At 72.2% G+C, this 20,227-nt stretch carries 19 protein-coding genes; 7 read left to right on the top strand and 12 right to left on the bottom strand.

Annotated elements, in window-relative coordinates:
- Nucleotides 1-112 precede the first annotated feature (112 nt).
- Nucleotides 113-910, top strand: coding sequence for an NAD(P)H-binding protein (locus tag AB0F56_RS06880; protein WP_362004914.1), 798 nt, complete (start codon nt 113-115; stop codon nt 908-910).
- 5 nt (nt 911-915) lie between these two features.
- Here AB0F56_RS06880 and AB0F56_RS06875 read toward each other — a convergent pair whose 3' ends face one another.
- A complete protein-coding gene (locus AB0F56_RS06875; protein ID WP_362004912.1) occupies nt 916-2,055 on the bottom strand; it encodes an ROK family transcriptional regulator in 1,140 nt (379 codons plus the stop codon).
- A gap of 100 nt (nt 2,056-2,155) precedes the next feature.
- On the opposite strand from AB0F56_RS06875, the gene AB0F56_RS06870 reads away from it, so the two are divergent.
- From AB0F56_RS06870 to AB0F56_RS06860, 3 genes are all read left to right on the top strand, one after another.
- Nucleotides 2,156-3,376: an MFS transporter gene (locus AB0F56_RS06870; RefSeq protein WP_362004911.1), complete on the top strand. Its 1,221-nt coding sequence runs from the start codon at nt 2,156-2,158 to the stop codon at nt 3,374-3,376.
- 123 nt (nt 3,377-3,499) lie between these two features.
- Nucleotides 3,500-4,936 (top strand): solute carrier family 23 protein, encoded by a 1,437-nt coding sequence (locus tag AB0F56_RS06865; RefSeq protein WP_362004908.1) that lies wholly within the window; start codon nt 3,500-3,502, stop codon nt 4,934-4,936.
- Nucleotides 4,937-5,011: 75 nt separating this feature from the next.
- On the top strand, nt 5,012-5,710 hold the full coding sequence (locus tag AB0F56_RS06860; RefSeq protein ID WP_362004905.1) for a DUF5995 family protein: 699 nt from the start codon (nt 5,012-5,014) through the stop codon (nt 5,708-5,710).
- Nucleotides 5,711-5,742: 32 nt separating this feature from the next.
- On the opposite strand, the gene AB0F56_RS06855 is transcribed toward AB0F56_RS06860, so the two are convergent.
- Nucleotides 5,743-7,440, bottom strand: coding sequence for an NAD(P)/FAD-dependent oxidoreductase (locus AB0F56_RS06855; protein ID WP_362004902.1), 1,698 nt, complete (start codon nt 7,438-7,440; stop codon nt 5,743-5,745).
- 58 nt (nt 7,441-7,498) lie between these two features.
- Nucleotides 7,499-8,305, bottom strand: a complete 807-nt coding sequence (locus AB0F56_RS06850; RefSeq protein ID WP_362004900.1) for a carbon-nitrogen hydrolase family protein — start codon at nt 8,303-8,305, stop codon at nt 7,499-7,501.
- A gap of 288 nt (nt 8,306-8,593) precedes the next feature.
- On the opposite strand from AB0F56_RS06850, the gene AB0F56_RS06845 reads away from it, so the two are divergent.
- Nucleotides 8,594-9,142: a Repetin gene (locus tag AB0F56_RS06845; RefSeq protein ID WP_362004898.1), complete on the top strand. Its 549-nt coding sequence runs from the start codon at nt 8,594-8,596 to the stop codon at nt 9,140-9,142.
- A 95-nt stretch (nt 9,143-9,237) separates the two neighbouring features.
- Here AB0F56_RS06845 and AB0F56_RS06840 read toward each other — a convergent pair whose 3' ends face one another.
- On the bottom strand, nt 9,238-9,693 hold the full coding sequence (locus tag AB0F56_RS06840; protein WP_015032260.1) for an Lrp/AsnC family transcriptional regulator: 456 nt from the start codon (nt 9,691-9,693) through the stop codon (nt 9,238-9,240).
- Nucleotides 9,694-9,703: 10 nt separating this feature from the next.
- Nucleotides 9,704-11,185 carry an amino acid permease gene (locus AB0F56_RS06835; protein WP_362004896.1) on the bottom strand — a complete coding sequence of 494 codons (1,482 nt, stop codon included), beginning with the start codon at nt 11,183-11,185 and terminating at the stop codon, nt 9,704-9,706.
- Between the two features lie 354 nt (nt 11,186-11,539).
- Here AB0F56_RS06835 and AB0F56_RS06830 point away from each other — a divergent pair, with 354 nt between their 5' ends.
- A complete protein-coding gene (locus AB0F56_RS06830; protein ID WP_362004895.1) occupies nt 11,540-12,559 on the top strand; it encodes a GDSL-type esterase/lipase family protein in 1,020 nt (339 codons plus the stop codon).
- Between the two features lie 33 nt (nt 12,560-12,592).
- Here the strand turns inward: AB0F56_RS06830 and AB0F56_RS06825 are convergent, their stop codons facing one another.
- The 7 genes from AB0F56_RS06825 to fmt form a co-directional block, all read right to left on the bottom strand.
- Nucleotides 12,593-14,035, bottom strand: a complete 1,443-nt coding sequence (locus AB0F56_RS06825) for a GuaB1 family IMP dehydrogenase-related protein (RefSeq protein ID WP_362004892.1) — start codon at nt 14,033-14,035, stop codon at nt 12,593-12,595.
- A gap of 105 nt (nt 14,036-14,140) precedes the next feature.
- The gene (locus tag AB0F56_RS06820) at nt 14,141-14,497 is read right to left on the bottom strand and encodes a barstar family protein (RefSeq protein ID WP_362004890.1); all 357 of its coding nucleotides are present in this window, start codon (nt 14,495-14,497) and stop codon (nt 14,141-14,143) included.
- Nucleotides 14,484-14,885, bottom strand: a complete 402-nt coding sequence (locus AB0F56_RS06815) for a ribonuclease domain-containing protein (protein WP_362004888.1) — start codon at nt 14,883-14,885, stop codon at nt 14,484-14,486. The genes AB0F56_RS06820 and AB0F56_RS06815 overlap by 14 nt, the downstream gene beginning before the upstream one ends.
- Nucleotides 14,886-14,953: 68 nt before the next feature.
- The gene (locus AB0F56_RS06810) at nt 14,954-16,003 is read right to left on the bottom strand and encodes a sugar-binding domain-containing protein (RefSeq protein WP_362004885.1); all 1,050 of its coding nucleotides are present in this window, start codon (nt 16,001-16,003) and stop codon (nt 14,954-14,956) included.
- Between the two features lie 176 nt (nt 16,004-16,179).
- Nucleotides 16,180-16,863, bottom strand: a complete 684-nt coding sequence (gene rpe, locus AB0F56_RS06805) for a ribulose-phosphate 3-epimerase (RefSeq protein WP_362004883.1) — start codon at nt 16,861-16,863, stop codon at nt 16,180-16,182.
- 134 nt (nt 16,864-16,997) lie between these two features.
- Entirely contained in the window at nt 16,998-18,419 is a 1,422-nt protein-coding gene (locus AB0F56_RS06800; RefSeq protein WP_362004881.1) for a transcription antitermination factor NusB, read from the bottom strand.
- A 38-nt stretch (nt 18,420-18,457) separates the two neighbouring features.
- Nucleotides 18,458-19,402, bottom strand: a complete 945-nt coding sequence (gene fmt / locus AB0F56_RS06795; protein WP_362004879.1) for a methionyl-tRNA formyltransferase — start codon at nt 19,400-19,402, stop codon at nt 18,458-18,460.
- Between the two features lie 207 nt (nt 19,403-19,609).
- Here fmt and AB0F56_RS06790 point away from each other — a divergent pair, with 207 nt between their 5' ends.
- Nucleotides 19,610-20,128 carry a hypothetical protein gene (locus tag AB0F56_RS06790; protein WP_362004877.1) on the top strand — a complete coding sequence of 173 codons (519 nt, stop codon included), beginning with the start codon at nt 19,610-19,612 and terminating at the stop codon, nt 20,126-20,128.
- The last annotated feature ends 99 nt before the right edge of the window (nt 20,129-20,227 follow it).

Here is a 20,227-nt window from a genome sequence, read left to right as displayed (position 1 = left end):
CCGTAAGCGCCCGGCGGCGGTTCTCACGGCCCTTGCCGCCGCCGGGTCCTCCCCCTCTTCGCCGCGGTCCGCAGCACGTGCGGGCCGCGGCGAAGGCGTTCACCCTGGAGACATGACCACGTTTCTGGTGACCGGAGGGACGGGGACGCTCGGCCACCCCGTCTGCGAACGACTGCGCGCGGCCGGCCACGAGGTGCGCGTCCTGAGCCGGCACGCGCCGCCGTACGCGGTCGACCTGCGCCAGGGCGGGCCGCTCCTGGATCGGGCGCTCCGGGGCGTGGACACGGTCGTCCACTGCGCGAACATCATGCGCGGCGACGACCAGGCCGTCCGCAATCTGCTCGATGCCGCGCGCCGGGCGGAGGTGCGGCACCTGGTCTACATCTCGATCGTCGGCGTGGACCGCGTACCGCTGCCGTACTACAAGGCCAAGTACGCGGCCGAGCGGCTGATCGAGCAGTCGGGCATCGACTGGACCATCCTGCGGACCACCCAGTACCACGATCTGATCCTGCGGCTCCTGGCCGGCCTGGCGAAGCCGCCGGTGATGCTGATCCCGAAGGACGTGCCGGACCAGCCGATGGAGGTCACGGAGGCCGCCGAGCGCCTCGCGGAGCTGGCCATGGGCGAGCCCGCGGGCCGGGCGGAGGACATGGGCGGCCCCGAGGTCCGTACGCTCGCCGAGCTGGCGGCCGCGTATCTGGCGGCGACCGGCAAGGAGCGCCGGGTCGTGGAGGTCCCGCTCGCGGGCAAGGCGTACCAGGGGCTGCGCGACGGCGGCCACCTCGCCCCGGAGCAGGCGGTGGGGCGGGTGACCTTCGAGGAGTTCCTGAAGAGCCGGTTCGGGGCGGAGGCGGGGACGGAGGCGGACTCGTCGCCCACGGACGACTCGAAGCCCACCGGCCCCTGAGGACCCTAAGGGTTCGGCTCCTGCGGGAAGAGCGCGTTCTGGGCCGCGTCGCGGGCCGCGAGCAGGGCGCCGCGCAGGACCGCCGTGTCGCCGAGGGCGGTGGCGCGGACCTCCGTACGGAGCGGGGAGAGCACGGCGAGTTCGGCCTCCACGCGGGCGGCGAGCGCCGGGCCTCCCAGGTGGCCGGTCCGGCCGCCGAGGACCACACAGCCCGGGTCCAGGACCGAGGCGACGGCCGCCGCGCCGACCGCGAGGCGGCGGGCGAGGGCGTCCAGGAACGGTCCGTGCCCGGAGCCGAGCGCGCCCGCCGGGTCGAGGCCGTGCTCCACGGCGAGGGCCTCCACCGCCGCCGCGCAGGCCAGCTCGTGGAAGCCGCCGTCGCAGCCGGTGGCCGAGGGCAGCCCGGAGGTGCCGGGCACCGGCAGGAAGCCGAGTTCGCCCGCGCCGCCCGAGGACCCTCGGCGCAGCCGGCCGTCGAGGACGACGGCGGCGCCGACGCCCTGACCGAGCCAGAGCAGGACGAAGGTGTCACGGTCGCGGGCGGCGCCGACCCGCTGCTCAGCTACGGCCGCGAGGTTGGTCTCGTTCTCGACGAGCACGGCCGCGGGCAGGCGTTCCTGAAGCGCGGCCATCAGCCGCCGGTGCCACTCGGGCAGCCCGGACGAGTCGCGCAGCTCCCCCGTCGCCGGGTCGATCAGTCCGGGCGCGCCGACAACGACGCTGTGCAGCTGCTCCGCGCCCGCCGATTTCGCGGTCCGCTCCAGGAGCGAGACGGCCTTCTCGACGGCGGGCCCGGTCCCGTCCTCGCCGCCTATCGGGGCCGAGGCCTCGGCGAGCGTGGTGCCGAGCAGGTCGGCGACGGTGAGGGCCACGGAGTCGGTGCGGACGTCGAGCGCGGCGAGGTGGGCGCGGTCGGCGGCGATCCCGTACAGCTTGGCGTTGGGGCCGCGCCGCTCCGCGCCGGACTCCCCCACGACCCGGACGAGTCCGGAGCCCTGGAGCCGCTCGACGAGGTCGGCGACGGTGGGCCGGGAGAGTCCGGTCAGGGTCTTGAGCTGAGTCGCCGTCAACGGGCCCTCGTCCTGGAGCAGTCGCAGGGCGAGCCGGTCGTTGATGGCTCGGGCGGTGCTCGGGGATGCGGCCATGCCGGGATCCTCTCAGACGCGGACGCGTGCTCTGCGCCTGCCCACTATTTATCAGGCAGGGTTCCTGATAGTTTACCGCCCACCAACCGAGGGAGGGCACATGGCGGGCGAGACCGTCTTCACCACCGAGCGACTGCGACGGGCGCGGTTCGCCGTCGCCGCCGTCTTCTGCGTCCACGGCGCGGTCACCGGCAGCTTCGCCACCCGGATCCCCTGGATCCAGGACCACGCGGGCGTCAGCGCGGGCCAGCTCGGCCTCGCCCTGGCCTTCCCCGCGATCGGCGCCTCGCTCGCGATGCCGCTGGCCGGCGCGATCAGCCACCGCTTCGGGGCCCGTACGGCGCTGCGCGGACTCCTGGCGCTCTGGACGATGGCCCTCATCCTGCCGTCCCTCGCCCCCAACATCTACGGGCTCTGCGCGGTGCTCTTCGTCTACGGCGCCACGGCCGGCATGTCCGACGTGGCGATGAACGCCCTCGGGGTCGAGACCGAGAACCGCCTGGGCAAGTCGATCATGTCGAGCCTGCACGGCATGTGGAGCGTGGGCGCGCTGATCGGCTCCGCCGCCGGCACCGTCGCCGCCCACCTGGGCGGGGACGCCCGGCTTCACCACCTGATCGCGGCGCTCGTCCTGACCGGGCTCGGCCTGTTCTTCTGCCAGGGCGTCCTCGATCTGCAGAGCGCCCCGGAGGAGGAGGCGCCGCCGCGCTTCTCGCTGCCGCCGAAGTCCGCGCTGATCATCGGCGCGATCGGGTTCTGCGCGGTGTTCGCCGAGGGCGCCAGCCTGGACTGGTCGGCGGTCTACCTGCGAGACGAGCTCGGCTCCTCGGCCGGTGTCGCGGCGGCCTCCACGACCGCCTTCGCGCTGACGATGGCCATCGCCCGGCTCGTCGGCGACCGGGTGGTGGACCGGTTCGGCGCCGTACGGACGGTACGGGTCGGCGGCGTCGCCGCGACCGCCGGCGGCCTGCTCGTGGTCCTCGCCCCGCACGCCGTCGTGGCGATGGCCGGTTTCGGACTCATCGGCCTCGGTGTCGCCGTCGTCGTACCGCTCGCGTTCGCGGCGGCCGGGCGGAGCGGCCCGAACCCCAGCCAGGCCATCGCGGGCGTGGCGACCATCACGTACACCTCGGGCCTCATCGCCCCCTCGGCCATCGGCGGCATCGCCGACGCGACCTCGCTGACGTTCTCCTTCGGCCTGGTCACCCTGCTGGCCTTCGGGCTGGTCCTCGGCGCCTCGGTGCTCCGCCCGGGGTCCCGGGCCACGACCGCTCCGGCGACAAGCGGAAGCCCGAGGGCCAGCTCAGGAAAGGTGTCGTGACCGGCTCCCCGACTTCCCGTCGGGACCCCGGTGACCTGCGGCGGACTACCATGTGTCTGATCTTTTTCGGCTGAGTCTCGCGCGGCGAACCGGCCGCCGTCACCGAAGAACTGGAGCGACCACATGAACCTCGGCGTGCGCTGGACCCTGCACGGCGACGGGCGAACACCCGCTCCGGGAGCCGTCGTCCGGCCCGACGAGCGGCTCTCCTGGCCCCGTACGGCCGGCCTCGGCGCGCAGCACGTGGTCGCCATGTTCGGCGCCTCCTTCGTGGCGCCCGTCCTGATGGGGCTCGACCCGAACCTCGCCATCATGATGTCCGGCGTCGCGACGGTGATCTTCCTGCTCGCGACGCGCGGCACGGTCCCAAGCTACCTGGGCTGCTCGCTCTCCTTCGTCGGTGTCGCCGCGGCCATCCGGGCCTCCGGCGGCACCAGCGCGACCGTCACCGGCGCGGTGTTCGTCGTCGGCGGCGTGCTGTTCCTGGCGGGTCTGGCGGTACGGAAGTTCGGCGCGCGGATCATCCACGCGGCGATGCCCCCGATCGTCACGGGCGCGGTCGTGATGCTGATCGGCTTCAACCTCGCCCCGGTCACCGCCGCCACCTACTGGCCGCAGGACCAGTGGACGGCGCTGCTCGTCATGCTCTTCACCGGCCTCGCCGTGGTCTGTCTGCGCGGTTTCTGGTCGCGGATCGCGATCTTCCTCGGCCTGATCTTCGGCTACGCCATCTCCTGGGTCTTCGACCTGGTCTTCGGCAAGATCCACTCGATGGGTCCCGGTGGTGAGGTCACCGACCACTGGCGGCTCGACCTCTCCGGTGTCTCCAAGGCCGACTGGATCGGCCTGCCGACCTTCCACGGTCCGAGCTTCGAGTGGTCGGCGATCCTCGTCGCGCTGCCGGTCGTCATCGCCCTGATCGCCGAGAACGCCGGGCACGTCAAGGCCGTCGGCGAGATGACCGGCGACCCGCTCGACGACAAGCTCGGCACCGCCATCGCGGCCGACGGCGCCGCCTCGATGCTCTCGACCGCCGTGGGCGGCCCGCCGAACACCACGTACTCCGAGAACATCGGCGTCATGGCGGCCACCCGCGTCTACTCCACCGCCGCCTACTGGGCCGCGGCCGGCTTCGCGCTGCTCTTCGGCCTCTGCCCCAAGTTCGGCGCGGTCGTGGCGGCGATCCCGGGCGGTGTGCTCGGCGGCATCACGGTGATCCTCTACGGCATGATCGGCCTGCTCGGCGCCCAGATCTGGATCAACGCCAAGGTGGACCTCCGTAACCCGCTCAACCTGGTGCCGGCCGCGGCGGGCATCATCATCGGCGTCGGCGGGGTCAAGCTCACCTTCACCGACACCTTCGAGCTCGGCGGCATCGCGCTCGGCACGATCGTCGTGATCACCGGCTACCACGTGCTGCGGGCCTTCGCCCCGGCGCACCTGAAGCAGCAGGAGCCGCTGCTCGACTCCGGCACCAGCTCCTACGAGGGCAAGGGCCCGGACTCGGAAGCAGGCACGGACACGGACACCAAGGACGACGAGCCCACCACCAAGTCGTAGGCATATTCGCCCGTTCTGGGGAAGCCGGGCCGGGGGAGTTCCCTCCCGGGCCCGGCTGCTGGGACGCTGCTGCCCATGGCGCAGACCACGCAGATCGGGCAGTTCACCGCCGTCGACCCGGTGGTGGAGCGGATGCGGTCCATCCGCTCGGCCTGGCATCCCGCCGACGGCGTCGGCGTCTTCAACCGGGTCTATCTGACCGTGACGGAGGAGATCGGCCGGGCCATCGACTCCGGTACGTTCGCCGACCGCCGGGCGGCCGCGACCCTGGACGTGCGCTTCGCCGAGCGCTATCTCGCGGTCGTCGACGCCGTCTCCACCGGCGCCCCCGCCCCGGCCTGCTGGCGCCCGCTCTTCCACTACCGGCGCCATCCCGGCGTACGGCCGCTGCAGTTCGCGCTGGCCGGGATCAACGCGCACATCGGCCACGACCTGGCGCTCGCCGTGGTCGACACCTGCCGGGCGCTCGACTGCGCTCCGCGCGACCTGGAGGACGAGTTCGACCGGGTCGGCGACATCCTCGTCCTGCTCGAGGAGCGCATCCGCGAGGAAGTGATGCCGGGCCCGGACCTCCTGGAGATCACGGACCCGCTGACGCATCTGCTCGGCTGCTGGAGCCTGGAACGGGCCCGCGACGGAGCCTGGCTCGCGGCCCGCTCGCTCTGGCAGCTGCGCGAACTGCCCGAGCTGGCCGAGGAGTTCACCGAACGCCTCGACCGGTCGGTGGGCCTGGTGGGGCGGATGCTGCTCACCCCACTGGGCCCGCGCGGCTGAGGGCACTCGGCCCTCAGCCGCACTGAGGACGGTCAGTCCTCGGGGAGCTCGACCGGGGCGATCTCGTCGTAGACGTCGCCCGGGCCCGGGTTGGTGGCGTCGGTCGCGCCGCCGAAGTGGTGCATGACGCCCCACACCGCGTTGAGCGCGGTCTGCACGGCGCCCTCGGCCCAGCCGGCCGTCCAGGAGATGTCGTCGCCCGCGAGGAAGATGCCCCGCTTGTCCTCCGGCAGCCGGTCCTGCATGAAGTGCGTGAACAGGCGGCGCTGGTAGCGGTAGTGGCCCGGCAGGTTCGCCTTGAAGGCGCCCATGAAGTAGGGCTCGTTCTCCCAGGAGACCGTCACCGGATTGCCGATGATGTGCTTCCGGATGTCGACCTTCGGGTAGATCTCGCCGAGCGACTTCAGCATGACCTCCATCCGCTCGTTCGCGGACAGCGGCAGCCACTTCAGGCTGTCGTCGCACCAGGTGTACGAGAGGCAGATCGAGGCCGGCTTGTCCGGGCCGTCGTCCAGGAGGTACGTGCCGCGGGTCATCCGGTCGGTCAGCGTCATCGACATGACGTCCCGGCCGGTCTCCTCGTCCTTGTCCAGCCAGAACGGCCGGTCCACGGGCACGAAGAGCTTCGAGGACTCCATGTAGTGGGTGCGCTCGATCGCCGTCCAGTGGTCGATCGGGAAGAGCGAGTCGTCGCAGGCGATCTTGGAGAGCAGCATCCAGGACTGGGCGGTGAAGATCGCCGCCTGGAAGGTACGGATGTCACCGGAGGCGTCCGTCACGGTGATCCTGTTGCCCGCGGTGCGGTTCAGCCGGGTGACGGCCGGCTTCGGCTCGCCCTCGTGCAGGGACCGCAGGGAGGTGCCCTGCGCCCAGTGGACGATCTTCTCCGGCTCGCGCTCCCACAGGCGCAGCGGCAGCTGCTGCGAGCCGCCCACGATGCCGCGATGGTGGTCGTCGGCCTCGGTGTAGACGACCCGGAGGATCTCCAGGATGGAGTTGGGGAAGTCGGTGTCCCAGCCGCCGGTGCCGAAGCCGACCTGGCCGAAGATCTCGCGGTGCCGGAAGGACTTGAAGGACTCGGACTCGCAGAGGAAGCCGTAGAAGGTCTGGTTGTCGAGCTTCTCGACGAGCTTCGACCAGATCTCGCGGATGCGCGGGACGTCCCGCTCGCGCATGGCCTGGTTCATGTCGGAGAAGTCGGCGCCCTCGTCCAGGCACGCGTTCCACGCGTTCATCACGTCGCGGTAGACCTGCGGGAGGTCGTCCACGGTCTGCGCGTAGTGCGACTCGCCCTTGAGGTCGACGACGGTCGACGGAGTGGACTCGGCGAGCGGATTGGGGAACGGCTGCGTCTCCAGGCCCACCAGGTCGATGTAGTGCTGGAAGGCGGTCGAGGAGGGCGGGAAGCGCATGGCGCCCATCTCCGCCGTCAGGCCCTCGGTGCCGGTGCCCTCGAAGCCGACGGTCCGCAGTCGGCCGCCGATCTGGTCGGCCTCGTAGACGACGGGCTTGAGGCCCATCTTCATCAGCTCGTACGCGGCGATGATGCCCGACAGACCGCCGCCGATGACGGCGACCTCGGTGCCGTGCTCGGTCGCGGGTATCTGGCCGAGCCCGGCCGGGTGGGCCAGGAAGTCGTCGTAGGCGTACGGGAAGTCCGGACCGAACATGGTGATCGGCGGCTGGCCGTCGCTGTGCGGGACGGCGGTCGTGGGCACCGTGGACGTCATGGGGTACGGACTCCTTGCGGGGAAAGCGGGGAAGTACGGGAAGAGAGTGGGGGACGGCTCAGACGAGGGAGCCGTAGAGGCCGGGGCGCCGGTCGCGGAGGTAGGGGTTGTCCTTGCGCGAGGCGGCCAGCAGGGCGGGGTCCACGTCGCCGATCACGAGGTCCTCGCCGCGGCCGGCCCTGACCCGGGCGGTGCCGTCCGGGGCGGCGAGCGTGGACAGGCCCACGAACTCGAAGTCGCCCTCGGGGCCGGTCCGGTTGGCGTACGCGATGTAGAGCTGGTTCTCGAAGGCGCGCACGGGGACGACCGACTCGGGCACGACCTCGGCGGGGTGCATGAGCGCGGTCGGTACGAGGAGGAGGTCGGTGCCGGCCAGGGCCTGCGCCCGGACGTTCTCCGGGAACTCGACGTCGTAGCAGATCATCATTCCGACCGTGAGGCCGCCGAGCTCCGTCTGGACCACGGCCTCCTCGCCGGGCGTGAACCAGTGGGCCTCGAAGTCGCCGAAGAGGTGGGTCTTGCGGTAGCGCAGGAGGGTGGCTCCGTCGGCGCCGATGAGCTGGGCCGCGTTGTAGAGGACGCCGTGCTGCTCGGTGTCGCGCTCCGGGTAGCCGTAGCCGATGGCCAGTCCGTGGCGGGCGGCCAGGGCGGCGACGGCGCGCGCGGAGGGGCCGTCGGCCGGTTCGGCCAGGCGCGCCATGTCGGCGCCGATGGCGTAACCGGTGAGGAAGAGCTCGGGCGCGAGGAGCAGATCGGCACCGGCGGCGGCCGCGCGGGCGGCGGCCTCGTCGAGGACCTTGAGGTTCGCGGCCACGTCACCGAGCTCGCCGGAACTCTGGAGCAGGGCGGTGCGCAGCGGCGGCATCGGCAGGGTCCTTCGCTGGTGCGGGAGGGAAGAGTGAGGCGTCAGAGCGACGTCAAAAACGGTACGGTTCCGGGCCTCATCGGGACAAGGCGCGACCGTTGCGGACCGACCGTCGAACCGTTGCGCGATGCGCGGGCGTCACGGCGATTCGTTGCGCGCGCCCTCGTGCTCGGGTCGGAGGGCTCCCCCGCCGCGCGGCGGAGAGCGGACCGTCCCCTGGCGCGACGCCCCGGGGCGGGCCGCGCGGAAGGGTGGTGGCTGTCCGGTTGACCTGCTGAAAGGACCACCATGAACCGCCGTAAGAAGATCGCCTCGCTGGCCGCCGCCCTGCTGATCACGGCCGGCGCCGCGGGCTCCGCCGTCGCCTCGGGGGACGGGAGGGGCGGCAACCGGGAGGCCGCCGCGCTCACGGGCACGGCCAAGCTGTTCCGGCCGGCTCCGGCCACCGACGACATCACCTTCACCTTCGACGCGCACCTGGCGCAGAAGGACCGGAAGGACCCGCAGGCGGCGACCGGCACCTTCCGGTTCAGCCACTACACGGAGGACGAGGGCTTCGGCGGCTACGCGGTGGCCAAGGTCGACTGCCTGGTGACCGGCGGGAAGGTCGCGGTGGTGACGGGCGTCGTCCACGACACCGACGTGGAGGGGCTGCGGAACAAGCGGGTCGGGGTCACGGTGCACGACCTCGGGAAGCAGGACCGGCTCGGCTACAGCTGGGTCGGCCGCGAGAACGCCCTGGAGGTGCCGCCCTGCCTCAGCTCGGCCCCGTTCGAGCAGGTGAAGGCCGGCACGGGCGACTTCAAGGTGCTGCCCTGGCAGCCTCCGTACAACTAGGGCCTTTCGTTTGGATCATGCCGGGCTCGCGGGGTGAAGCCGGGCGGCGCGGGAACCACGGCCCGCACCACCCTTCGGCCCGCCGCCCGCCAGGGCTACGCGGGCGAGCCGGAGGAGAAGCGCCGCAGCAGCGGCGAGAGCACCAGGACGGACTTGGTGCGCTCCACGAACGGCTCGCCCGCGATGCGCTCCAGGACGCGCTCGAAGTGGCGCATGTCGGAGGCGAAGACCTGGACGACGGCGTCCGCGTCGCCGGTGACGGTCGACGCGGACACCACCTCGGGGTACCGCTCGAGACCTCGCCGGATGTCGTCCGGCGAGGTGTTGTGGCGACAGTAGATCTCGACGAACCCCTCGGTCTCCCAGCCGAGCGCCGCCGGGTCCACCCGTACGGTGAATCCGGTGATGGCGCCCTCGGCCCGCAGCCGGTCCACGCGCCGCTTGACGGCGGGCGCGGAGAGGCCGACGAGCGAGCCGATGTCGGCGTACGAGCGGCGGGCGTCCTCCGCGAGGGCGTGGACGATGCGTTCGTCGAGGTCGTTGAGTCGCACTACGGGTGGATCACTTCTCTGCGTGGACGGCCCCGGCTTCGGTGGCCAGGCGGGAGCGGCGCATGCCGTACAGGAAGTAGAACACGAGGCCCGCGGCCATCCAGCAACCGAAGACCACCCAGGTGACCGAGTCCAGGCTGAACATGTTGTAGACGCAGAACCCGAAGCCGAGGATCGGGAAGGTCCAGCCGAGCGGCACGCGGAAGGTGCGGTCCATGGTCGGGCGGGTGCGGCGCAGCACGATCACCGCGATGTTGACCAGGGCGAAGGCGAACAGCGTGCCGATGCTGGTGGCGTCGACGAGCTTGCCCAGCGGGATGACGGAGGCGAGGGCGCCGCAGAACAGCGACACGATGATCGTGTTGACGCGCGGGGTGCCGGTCTTGCCGCTGACCTTGCCGAAGACCTTGGGTACGAGGCCGTCGCGGGACATCGCGAAGAGGACTCGGGTCTGGCCGTAGAGGACGGTCAGGACGACGCTGGCGATCGAGATGACGGCGCCGGCGGCGAGCAGCGTGCCCCAGAAGGCCTGGCCGCTGACATCGTTCATGATCGCGGCGAGCGTGGCCTCGGAGCCCTCGAAGTCCTTCCAGTTCCAGGCGCCGACGGCGACGGCCGCGACGAGGACATAGAGGACGGTGACGATGAGGAGCGACAGCATGATCGCGCGGGGCAGGTCGCGCTTCGGGTCCTTCGCCTCCTCACCGGCGGTGGAGGCGGCGTCGAAGCCGATGTACGAGAAGAAGAGGCTCGCGCCCGCGGCGCTGACGCCGGCCATGCCGAGCGGCATGAAGTCGGCGTAGTTGCCGGACTTGAAGCCCATGAAGCCGATGGCGCAGAAGAGCACGAGCGCGGCGATCTTCACGAACACCATGACGGTGTTGACGACCGCGGACTCGCGGGCGCCGCCGAGCAGGAAGACCATCGCGAGCAGGACGACGATCAGACCCGGCAGGTTGATGATGCCGCCCTCACCCGGTGCCGAGGAGAGCACGTCGGGGACGGTGACGCCGATCGTGCCGTCGAGCAGTTCGTTGAGGTACTCGCCCCAGCCGACCGCCACGGCGGCGACGGAGACGCCGTACTCCAGGACCAGACACCAGCCACAGACCCACGCGACGAGTTCACCCATCGTTGCGTACGCATACGAGTAGGAGGAACCCGCGACCGGTATGGAGCCGGCCAGCTCGGCGTACGAGAGGGCGGAGAACAGCGCCGTGAGACCGGCGATGACGAAGGCGATCGTGACCGCGGGGCCGGCCTTCGGGACCGTGTCGCCGAGGACGACGAAGATGCCGGTGCCGAGCGTGGCACCGATGCTGATCATGGTCAGCTGCCACATCGAGAGCGTGCGGCGGAGCTGACCGCCCTCGCCCTGGCCACCCTCGGCGACCAGGCGTTCTACCGGCTTGCGCCGGGTCAGGGCGGAGAGCCCGGAGGTCTTGGGGACGGTCGGCTCGGTGGCCGGTGAGGCTGTGCCTTGATCCAGCACTGCGAAGGCTCCTTGATCGCTGCCTGTCGAAATGCGACGACCACGGCGGTACGCGGGCATGACGAATGAGCCCGCGAGGGAGGGGGAACCGCCGAGAAGGCGGTCGCCGCCACTCCTGGTACGAGGCATGAGCCTAAGCCCCCGCGCTTCGCGCTCGTAATGCAGGGTTGTTGCGCACTCGCAGATGATCATTGCGCGCTCGGGGCCCAGACGGGGAAACATTGCGCCCCACCGCATGAATCGGCACATTGGGGCCCGAACGGGGGTGTGAAGCGACCCTCGCGTGCGCATTGACTCCTCGTGCCCGATGAACGACTCTGCGAGCCCTTTGCGTCCCCTCGATCGGAGGCTTCGGTGGGCTGGCTGGAACCCATTCCGTACCTGCGCGGCACGGCCTGGCTCGACGGCGGCCGGGCCGTCCGCGCCGACCCCGCCGATCTGGACCGGCTCCCCCTGGACACCGCCGAGCGGGCGGCGCTGCCGATCGGCGTACGGGTGGAGTTCACGGCCACGCCCGGCACGCGCGCGGTCGAGCTGCGCTACCGCGCGGCCGTCCCCGCCGCCGGGGACGCGCTGCGCGACCTGCGGCACTGCTTCTCGCTCTGGCGGGACGGGCGGTGCGTGGGCGAGAGCTTCACGGCCCCGGCGGAGGAGGCCACGATCGCGCTCGAACTCCCGCCCGGAGGAGGGACGTTCGCGGTCCATCTGCCGGAGAGCCAGGCGCCGGTGGTGCTCGGTCTGCGGGCGCGCGAGGGCGCTCTCTCCCCCGCCCCGAGGCGGCCGCGCTGGCTGGTGCACGGGGACTCGATCACCGAGGGCTGGTGGTCGACCCGGCCCGCGCACTCCTGGCCGGCGACGGCGGGGCGGGCGCTCGGCCTGGACACGGTGAACCTCGGCTTCGCGGGCGGGGCGCGCGGCGAGCTACCCCTGGCCGAGCAGCTCGCGAGCCTCCCGGGCGAGCTGGTCACCCTCGCGTTCGGCACCAACTGCTGGTCCAGGGCGCCCAGTTCGGTCGGCTGGCTGTACGAGACGGTACGGGCCTACGTGGGCCTGGTGCGCCGGGGCCACCCGGACGCCCCGCTGCTGATCCTCTCGCCCGTGCTCCGCCCCGAGGCCGAGGACGTCCGCAACGCCCTGGGCGCCTCGCTGGCGGAGCTGCGCACGGCCATGGAGGCCGCGGGCCGGGACCTCGCGGCGGAGGGCGACGGGCGGCTCCTGGTGCTCTCCGGGCGCCCCCTGCTCGATCCGGAGGACCTGGCGGACGGCCTGCACCCCAACGACCGGGGCCACGCCCGGATCGCGGAGGCGGTCACGGAGGCACTGGGGCCGTACGCGGAGGCGGGTACGTACGCCGAAGGCCCCCGCGAGTCGTGACTCACGGGGGCCTTCGGCGTAAGGACGGGAAGACTAGCTCCAGCTGGCGTGCAGCGGCTTGCCCTCGGCGTAACCGGCGGCGCTCTGGATGCCGATGACGGCCTTCTCCTCGAACTCGGCCAGCGAGGCCGCGCCCGCGTAGGTGCAGGAGGAGCGGACACCGGCGATGATCGAGTCGATCAGGTCCTCGACGCCCGGGCGGGCCGGGTCGAGGAACATCCGCGAGGTGGAGATGCCCTCCTCGAAGAGCGCCTTGCGGGCCCGGTCGTACGCGGACTCCTCGCTCGTGCGGTTGCGCACGGCGCGGGCGGAGGCCATGCCGAAGGACTCCTTGTACGCACGGCCCTGGGCGTCGTGCTGGAGGTCGCCCGGGGACTCGTAGGTCCCGGCGAACCAGGAGCCGATCATCACGTTGGACGCGCCGGCGGCGAGCGCCATGGCGACGTCGCGCGGGTGACGGACACCGCCGTCGGCCCAGACGTGCTTGCCGTACTTCTTCGCCTCGGCGGCGCACTCCAGGACGGCGGAGAACTGCGGGCGGCCGACACCGGTCATCATGCGCGTGGTGCACATGGCGCCGGGGCCCACGCCGACCTTGATGATGTCCGCGCCGGCGTCGATGAGGTCCTTGACGCCCTCGGCGGCGACGATGTTGCCGGCGACGATCGGAACCTGCGGGTCGAGCGCGCGCACGGCCTTGATCGCGGCGATCATCGACTCCTGGTGGCCGTGGGCCGTGTCGATGACGAGCGTGTCGACGCCCGCGTCGAGGAGCTGCTTGGCCTTGCCCACGAAGTCGCCGTTGATGCCGACGGCGGCGGCGATGCGCAGCTTGCCGTCGGCGTCGGTGGCCGGCGTGTACAGGGTCGCGCGCAGGGCGCCCCTGCGGGTCAGGATGCCGACGAGACGGCCGTCCTTGTCCACGGCCGGGGCGTAGCGGCGGTTGGCGTGGTCGAGCGTGTTGAACGCGTCGCGCGGCTCGATGTCGGCGTCGAGGAGCAGCAGGTCCTTCGACATGACCTCGGAGAGCTGCGTGAAGCGGTCCACACCGGACAGGTCCGCGTCGGTGACGACACCGACCGGACGGCGGTCCTCGTCCACGACGACACCGGCGTCGTGCGCGCGCTTCGGCAGCAGCGAGAGCGCGTCGGCGACGGTCTGGTGGGGCTCCAGGACGATCGGGGTGTCCAGGACGTGGTGCCGGCTCTTCACCCACGAGATGACGTCGGTGACGACCTCGATCGGGATGTCCTGGGGAATGACGACCAGGCCGCCACGGCGGGCGACGGTCTCGGCCATGCGGCGGCCGGCGATCGCGGTCATGTTGGCGACGACCAAGGGGATCGTCGTACCGGTACCGTCCGGCGAGGCGAGGTCCACGGCCTGGCGGGAACCCACGGCCGAGCGGCTCGGCACCATGAACACATCGTCGTACGTCAGGTCATAGGGCGGCTTGACGTCATTGAGGAAACGCACGTGCTGACATCCCAGTCGTTCGGATCGGCCCCTAGGCATTTCAGCCAGGGGAAAAAGCACGTAGTTCATTGTCCCACGCCGGTGGGCGTACCCGGCCCGGGCGATTCATCCGAGGCTTGCCGGACCCTCGTCGTCCGATCCTCCAAGGGTGTTCCCCCGTGGGGTCCCCAGGGCGAGCAGGACGGTCAGGCCCGTGGTGCTGGTGTCCGCGGCCGTGGCGAAGACGTCCTGGGCGGTCTCCCAGTCGCTCGGCCGGGCCGTGGCATAAGCCTGCCAGCCGGTGACGACGAGGGCTACCGGGCGGGGCAGGTCGGTCAGACAGTCGGCGAGGGCGTCCCAGTTCCGGCCGAACCAGCGCGGGAGCGCGAGGGCGCCCGCGCAGCGGTCCATGAAGGCGGCCTTGTCGACGACCCCGTGCAGATCGAGGACGACGGGGTCGTGCAGCGCCTCAGCGAGCTTCATCGGGCAGGACCTCCCGGAAGGTCTCGTAGTGGTCGTCCGTGTAGTACACCTCGCCGCCCCGCCCGGTGACGAGACGCCGGGCGCCCCGGTCGCGTTCGCCGGGGGTGCGGACGGTGTACTCGCGGTAGTAGCCGCGTTCGCGCCGGGGCAGGATCCGCTCGAAGTTCGAGAAGGTCGCGCCGTCCTTGGCGTACGGGAAGGGCCCGCCGCCCTCGATGAGCCGCAGGGTCGCCCGCGCTTCGTCCGGCAGCTGCGCCACGCGGACGGTCTCCAGGCCGGAGGAGCCGGTGGGTGCGGGGCCGGCGCCGCTCTGGGCCGTGGAGCAGCCGACGAGCACGCCGACGCAGAGGAAGAGCCCGAGAAGGGCGCGCAGGGGCCGCAGGAGCATGCCCCGACGCTACGACGGGCCCGGCCGCCCCGCCCGCCGTGCGGGCGGACGGGGCGTGACGCGAGGTCTCAGACGCCGTCGGGGTCGGCGCGCTCCAGCGCGGGGCGCGGGCCCGGGACGGACTCGGTGAGCAGGTAGTCGGCCGCGGCCCGGTCGGTCACGAGGCTGGTGACGAGCCCGGAGCGCAGGACCGCCCCGATCGCCGCCGCCTTGCGCTGACCGCCCGCGATCGCCACGACCTCGGGGATCCGGCGCAGCCGGTCCGCCTCGACCGTGATGCAGCGCTCGCCCAGGTCGCGGCCGACCCGGCGGCCCTCGGAGTCGAAGAGGTGCGCGGACATCTCGGCGGCGACACCCAGGGAGGCGTAGTGGGCGCGCTCCTCGTCGGTGAGCATGTCGTGCACGGTCGAGATGCCCGGCTCCCAGGAGCCGATGGAGACACAGGCGACGGTGACCTTGTCGAAGTACTCGAAGGCCCGGGCGATGCCCGTCTGGTTGCGCAGCGCGGCCGCCGTGGCCGGGTCGGGCAGCAGCATCGGGGCGTAGATGGGGTGCGCCTCGCCGCCGGAGACCTGGGCGGCACGGCGTACCGCCTCGACCGAGCCGCGCTCGGCGGTCCCGGCGTCGTACACGCCGGTGAGCTGGACGACGGTGCACGGGGGCAGCCGGTCGAGGGCGGCGGCCATGTGGATGGTCGAGCGGCCCCAGGCCAGGCCCAGGACGTCACCCTCGTTGACCAGCTCGCCGAGCAGGTCGGCGGCGACCTCGCCGAGGTTCTCCGGGTCGGGCGATTCGTCCTCGCCCTCCGCCGGGGACTCGACGACGACGGCGTGGCGGAGCCCGTAGCGGGCGCGGAGCGCGTCGGAGCGCTCGGCATCCAGCTCGGCCGGGACGCGGATCTCGATCCGTACGAGGTCGCGTTCGAGCGCGGTCTCCAGGACCCGGGCCACCTTGAAGCGGCTCACGCCGAACTCCTCGGCGATCTGGATCTTGGACTTGCCCTCGAGGTAGAAGCGACGCGCCATGGCCGCCGCCTGCACCAGCTCCGCGGGTCCCATCCGCAGGGCTGACCGTCCCGCCGAGATTCCCGCCACCGCGATCTCCTTAGCTCTGTTCACGTACCGCTGCTCACGTGCCGCGTCGTGGTGCTGGTCGTGCTGCCGTCGTACTGCTGTCGTACTGGGGTCCTGCTCGGGTCGTTCACACTCTGGACCCGCTGTTCATCCTGTCAGATCCGACGGGTCCCGATCGGTCCTGTCGGCGCTCCGACGGACCGCGTTCATCTGCCGGAAGTTCAGTGGCCACACGCCCACGCCGCCGTGGCGGTCGTGGCGTCGGCCTTGGCACGGAGGGAGCGGACCGCCTCGGCCGGGTCCTGGGCGCCGTAGACCGCCGATCCCGCGACGAAGACGTCGGCGCCGGCCTCGGCACACCGCTCGATGGTCGACTCGGCCACGCCGCCGTCGACCTGGAGCCACAGCTCCAGACCGTGCTTGGAGATCAGCTCACGGGTGCGGCGGATCTTGGGCAGCATGATGTCGAGGAAGGCCTGGCCGCCGAAGCCGGGCTCGACGGTCATGATCAGCAGCATGTCGAGCTCGGGGAGCAGGTCCTCGTACGGCTCGATGGGCGTCGCGGGCTTGAGCGCCATCGAGGCGCGCGCCCCCTTCGCCCGGATCTCGCGCGCGAGCCGCACCGGGGCGGCGGCCGCCTCGACGTGGAAGGTGACGGACCCGGCGCCGGCCTCCACGTACTGCGGGGCCCAGCGGTCCGGGTCCTCGATCATGAGGTGGCAGTCCAGCGGGGTGTCCGTGGCCCGGGCCAGCGACTCGACGATCGGCACGCCGAGGGTCAGGTTCGGGACGAAGTGGTTGTCCATGACATCGACGTGCAGCCAGTCGGCTCCGTCGACGGCCTTCGCCTCCTCTGCGAGGCGGGCGAAGTCTGCGGACAGGATGCTGGGGTTGATCTGCGCCATGTGCCAAGCCTGCCATGTTCTTGGGCACTTCTTTGCCGCGAAGCGGTTTCGGTCCGGGATACGGGCGCCTTCGGACCCGATTCCGGCACGGAAGGCCGGGATATAGCCGACCTTCCGGGCCCTTCGGGCAGCTCTCAGGCGGTACGACGCAACAGCGCCAGGTACATCGCGTCCGTGCCGTGGACGTGCGGCCAGAGCTGGACGTCCGGTCCTTCGCCGAGCGCGGGGACGCCGGGCATCAGCGGGCGGACGTCGATCCACTCCGCCTCGACGGCCGGGCCGCCGCGCCCCTTGAGGACGTCCTCGACGACGATCCGGGTCTCGGCGAGGTGGGGCGAGCACGTCGCGTACCCGACGACACCGCCGACGCGGACCGCCGAGAGCGCTTCGCGCAGCAGCCCGCGCTGGAGCGGGGCGAAGCCGTCGAGGTCCTCCGGGCGGCGGCGCCAGCGGGCCTCGGGGCGGCGGCGCAGGGCGCCCAGGCCCGAGCAGGGCACGTCCATGAGGACCCGGTCGAAGGAGCCGGGCCGCCACGGCGGGCGGGTGCCGTCGGCGGCGATGACCTGGTACGGGCCGGGGTTGCCGGCCAGGGCGCGCTCGACGAGCCGGGCGCGGTGGGGCTGCTTCTCGGAGGCGAGCAGGGTGGCGCCGCGCTCGGCGGCCAGGGCGCCGAGGAGGGCCGCCTTGCCGCCGGGGCCCGCGCAGCCGTCGAGCCAGCGCTCGTCGCGGCCCTCGAGGGGCGCGTTGGCGAGCGCGATGGCGACGAGCTGGCTGCCCTCGTCCTGGACGCCGGCCCGGCCCTCCTTGACGGCCTCGATGGCCCCGGGCTCGCCGCCCTCGGCGAGCCGTACCGCGTACGGCGACCAGCGCCCGGGCAGCGTGTCCTCGTCGGTCAGCTCCTCGGTGGTGGCCCGCCCGGGCCTGGCGACGAGGGTGACCTCGGGCCGCTCGTTGTCGGCCTCCAGGAGGTCCTCGATGCCGGCCCTGCCGCCGCCGAGGGCGTCCCAGAGCGCGGAGACGACCCAGCGGGGGTGCGAGTGGACGACCGCAAGGTGATCCTCGGCGTCGTCCTCGTAGGGCGGGGCGACCTGCTCGATCCACGCTTCGAGGTCGTGCTGCGAGATCTTCCGCAGCACGGCGTTCACGAACTTGGCCCGCCCGTCCCCGAGGACGACTCGCGCGAGTTCGACACTGGCGGAGACGGCGGCGTGCGTGGGAATCCGCGTCCCGAGCAGCTGATGCGCCCCCAGCGACAGCACGTCGAGAACCGGCGGATCGACCTCCCTCAACGGCCGGTCGACACACGCCGACACGATCGCGTCGTACGTCCCCTGCCGCCGCAGCGTCCCGTAGACCAACTCGGTCGCGAGCGCCGCGTCCCGCCCGTCGAAGTCCCCCTTCTCCCGGGCCTTCTTCAACAGCGGCGGCAACACGAGATTCGCGTACGCGTCCCGCTCGTCGACCGCCCGCAACGCCTCGTAGGCCAGAATCCGCACGGGATCCTTCTTGGGACGCCGATACGGCTTGGGGGGACGGCGACGTGCCTGCTCGCTCAAAAGGTGCTCCGCATGAGAAATGACGAGGTCGAACCCTCTCAGCCTACGTCGGCCCCGCCCACCCGCTCACCGAGGGCGATGCGGACGCCGCGGGCCCAGTCGGCGGCCTTCATGGGCTTCTTGCCCTGGGGCTGGACCCAGAGGAGTTCGACGGCGTGCGAGCCGGTGCCGACGTACACGTTGTTCTTGCCCGCGGCGAGCTCGCCGGGCGTGAGGTCCGTGCGGTCGGGGAGCAGCGCCGTCTGGATCAGCTTGAGGCGCTCGCCGCGGAACACCGTCCAGGCGCCCGGCGCGGGCGTGCAGCCGCGTACGACGCGGTCCACGCGGAGCGCGGGGGCCTTCCAGTCCACGTGCGCGTCCTCGACCTGGATCTTGGGCGCGAGCGTGATGCCCTCGGTCGGCTGCGGTACGGCCTTCAGCGTGCCGTCCTCGATGCCGTCCATCGTCGCCGAAAGCAGCCCCGCGCCCGCGAACGCGAGCCGCGTGAGCAGGTCACCGCTGGTGTCGGTGGGGCGGACGTCCTCGGTGATCACGCCGTAGACCGGGCCGGAGTCGAGCCCCTCCTCGATCTGGAACGTCGACGCGCCCGTCACCTCGTCGCCCGCCATCACCGCGTGCTGGACCGGCGCCGCGCCACGCCACGCGGGCAGCAGCGAGAAGTGCAGGTTCACCCAGCCCCGCGCGGGGATGTCGAGGGCGGCCTTGGGCAGCAGCGCGCCGTACGCCACGACCGGGCAGCAGTCCGGCGCGATCTCGCGCAGCCGCGCGAGGAACGCCTCGTCGCGCGGCCTCGCCGGCTTGAGGATCTCGATCCCCGCCTCCGCCGCCCGCTCGGCGACCGGGCTCGCCACCAGGCGCCGGCCACGGCCTGCGGGGGCGTCGGGACGGGTGACGACGGCGGCCACCTCGTGCCGGCCGGAGGCGAGCAGGGCGTCCAGGGCGGGCACGGCGACCTCGGGGGTGCCTGCGAAGACCAGCTTCACTCGGAAAAACCTCGCATGTCGGGGCGGTGGAGGGCAGCGCACCAGTCTAGGGGGCGTACGTGACGACGAGCGCCCCGCGCATATGCGTGTACGCCCCTGCAGCGTGACCCAACCACGGGTGGCGCGTTGGTCAAGAGAGATTGACCGAAACGGGCCCGCCCTTGTCGTGGCCCGACCCTTTTCCACGCCGGTTCGAGAGGCTTTCACATGGCCGACCACGCAACCCACGACGCCCAAGCCCGGGCAAGTCTGCACCTGTTGGTGCGGGACATCGAGCGGGTCCGGCGGCAGGTCGACGCACTGCGCACGCTCACGGCCCAGTTGGGCAATGTCTACCGCCCGCGCCGCTCCGGCCCGTCCACGGGCTTCGTCGTCTACGGACGGGCGCCCGCCCCGACCGTCCGGCTGGCCCAGGAGCTGCGCGACAGTGTCGAGACCCTGGTGACGGCGGCCGTCGACTTCGACCGCTCGCTCGGGTTCTCGTGGGACGCGGTCGGCTCGGCGCTCGGGGTCACGAAGCAGGCCGTCCACCGCCGCTACGGCGCGCGCCGCGCGCCCCAGCCGGGGCTCGTCGTGGACCAGGAGCACGCGCCGGAGCCGGGCACGACGCGCACGATGCCGGTGGTACCGCCGGCCCGCACGATGCCGCCCCAGCCGACCCCGGTGACCCCGGCCCTCCGCGAGGACCCCCGCCCCCCGGCCTTCCCGGGCCCCCGCAACGGCTGACGCGCCACCCTGCGGCGCTTGCGGCAGCCCATGACCCGGGGCGGCCCCATCCGCCCGTACGGCGTTCCGCACGGCGGCCCCGCCCCGACGCCCGCACGC

The organism is Streptomyces sp. NPDC026092, assembly GCF_040638605.1.
GTDB lineage: Bacteria > Actinomycetota > Actinomycetes > Streptomycetales > Streptomycetaceae > Streptomyces.
This window is presented reverse-complemented; position numbering and strand designations above follow the sequence as displayed.

Bases quoted from the DNA above. Each gene is read 5' to 3' on its own strand.
- AB0F56_RS06850 (WP_362004900.1), bottom strand. From the start codon at position 8,305: ATGCCGCCGCTGCGCACCGCCCTGCTCCAGAGTTCCGGCGAGCTCGGT.
- AB0F56_RS06875 (WP_362004912.1), bottom strand. From the start codon at position 2,055: ATGGCCGCATCCCCGAGCACCGCCCGAGCCATCAACGACCGGCTCGCC.
- rpe (WP_362004883.1), bottom strand. From the start codon at position 16,863: ATGGCGCAGATCAACCCCAGCATCCTGTCCGCAGACTTCGCCCGCCTC.
- AB0F56_RS06820 (WP_362004890.1), bottom strand. From the start codon at position 14,497: ATGAAGCTCGCTGAGGCGCTGCACGACCCCGTCGTCCTCGATCTGCAC.
- AB0F56_RS06815 (WP_362004888.1), bottom strand. From the start codon at position 14,885: ATGCTCCTGCGGCCCCTGCGCGCCCTTCTCGGGCTCTTCCTCTGCGTC.
- AB0F56_RS06790 (WP_362004877.1), top strand. From the start codon at position 19,610: ATGGCCGACCACGCAACCCACGACGCCCAAGCCCGGGCAAGTCTGCAC.
- AB0F56_RS06880 (WP_362004914.1), top strand. From the start codon at position 113: ATGACCACGTTTCTGGTGACCGGAGGGACGGGGACGCTCGGCCACCCC.
- AB0F56_RS06865 (WP_362004908.1), top strand. From the start codon at position 3,500: ATGAACCTCGGCGTGCGCTGGACCCTGCACGGCGACGGGCGAACACCC.
- AB0F56_RS06860 (WP_362004905.1), top strand. From the start codon at position 5,012: ATGGCGCAGACCACGCAGATCGGGCAGTTCACCGCCGTCGACCCGGTG.
- AB0F56_RS06855 (WP_362004902.1), bottom strand. From the start codon at position 7,440: ATGACGTCCACGGTGCCCACGACCGCCGTCCCGCACAGCGACGGCCAG.
- AB0F56_RS06845 (WP_362004898.1), top strand. From the start codon at position 8,594: ATGAACCGCCGTAAGAAGATCGCCTCGCTGGCCGCCGCCCTGCTGATC.
- AB0F56_RS06870 (WP_362004911.1), top strand. From the start codon at position 2,156: ATGGCGGGCGAGACCGTCTTCACCACCGAGCGACTGCGACGGGCGCGG.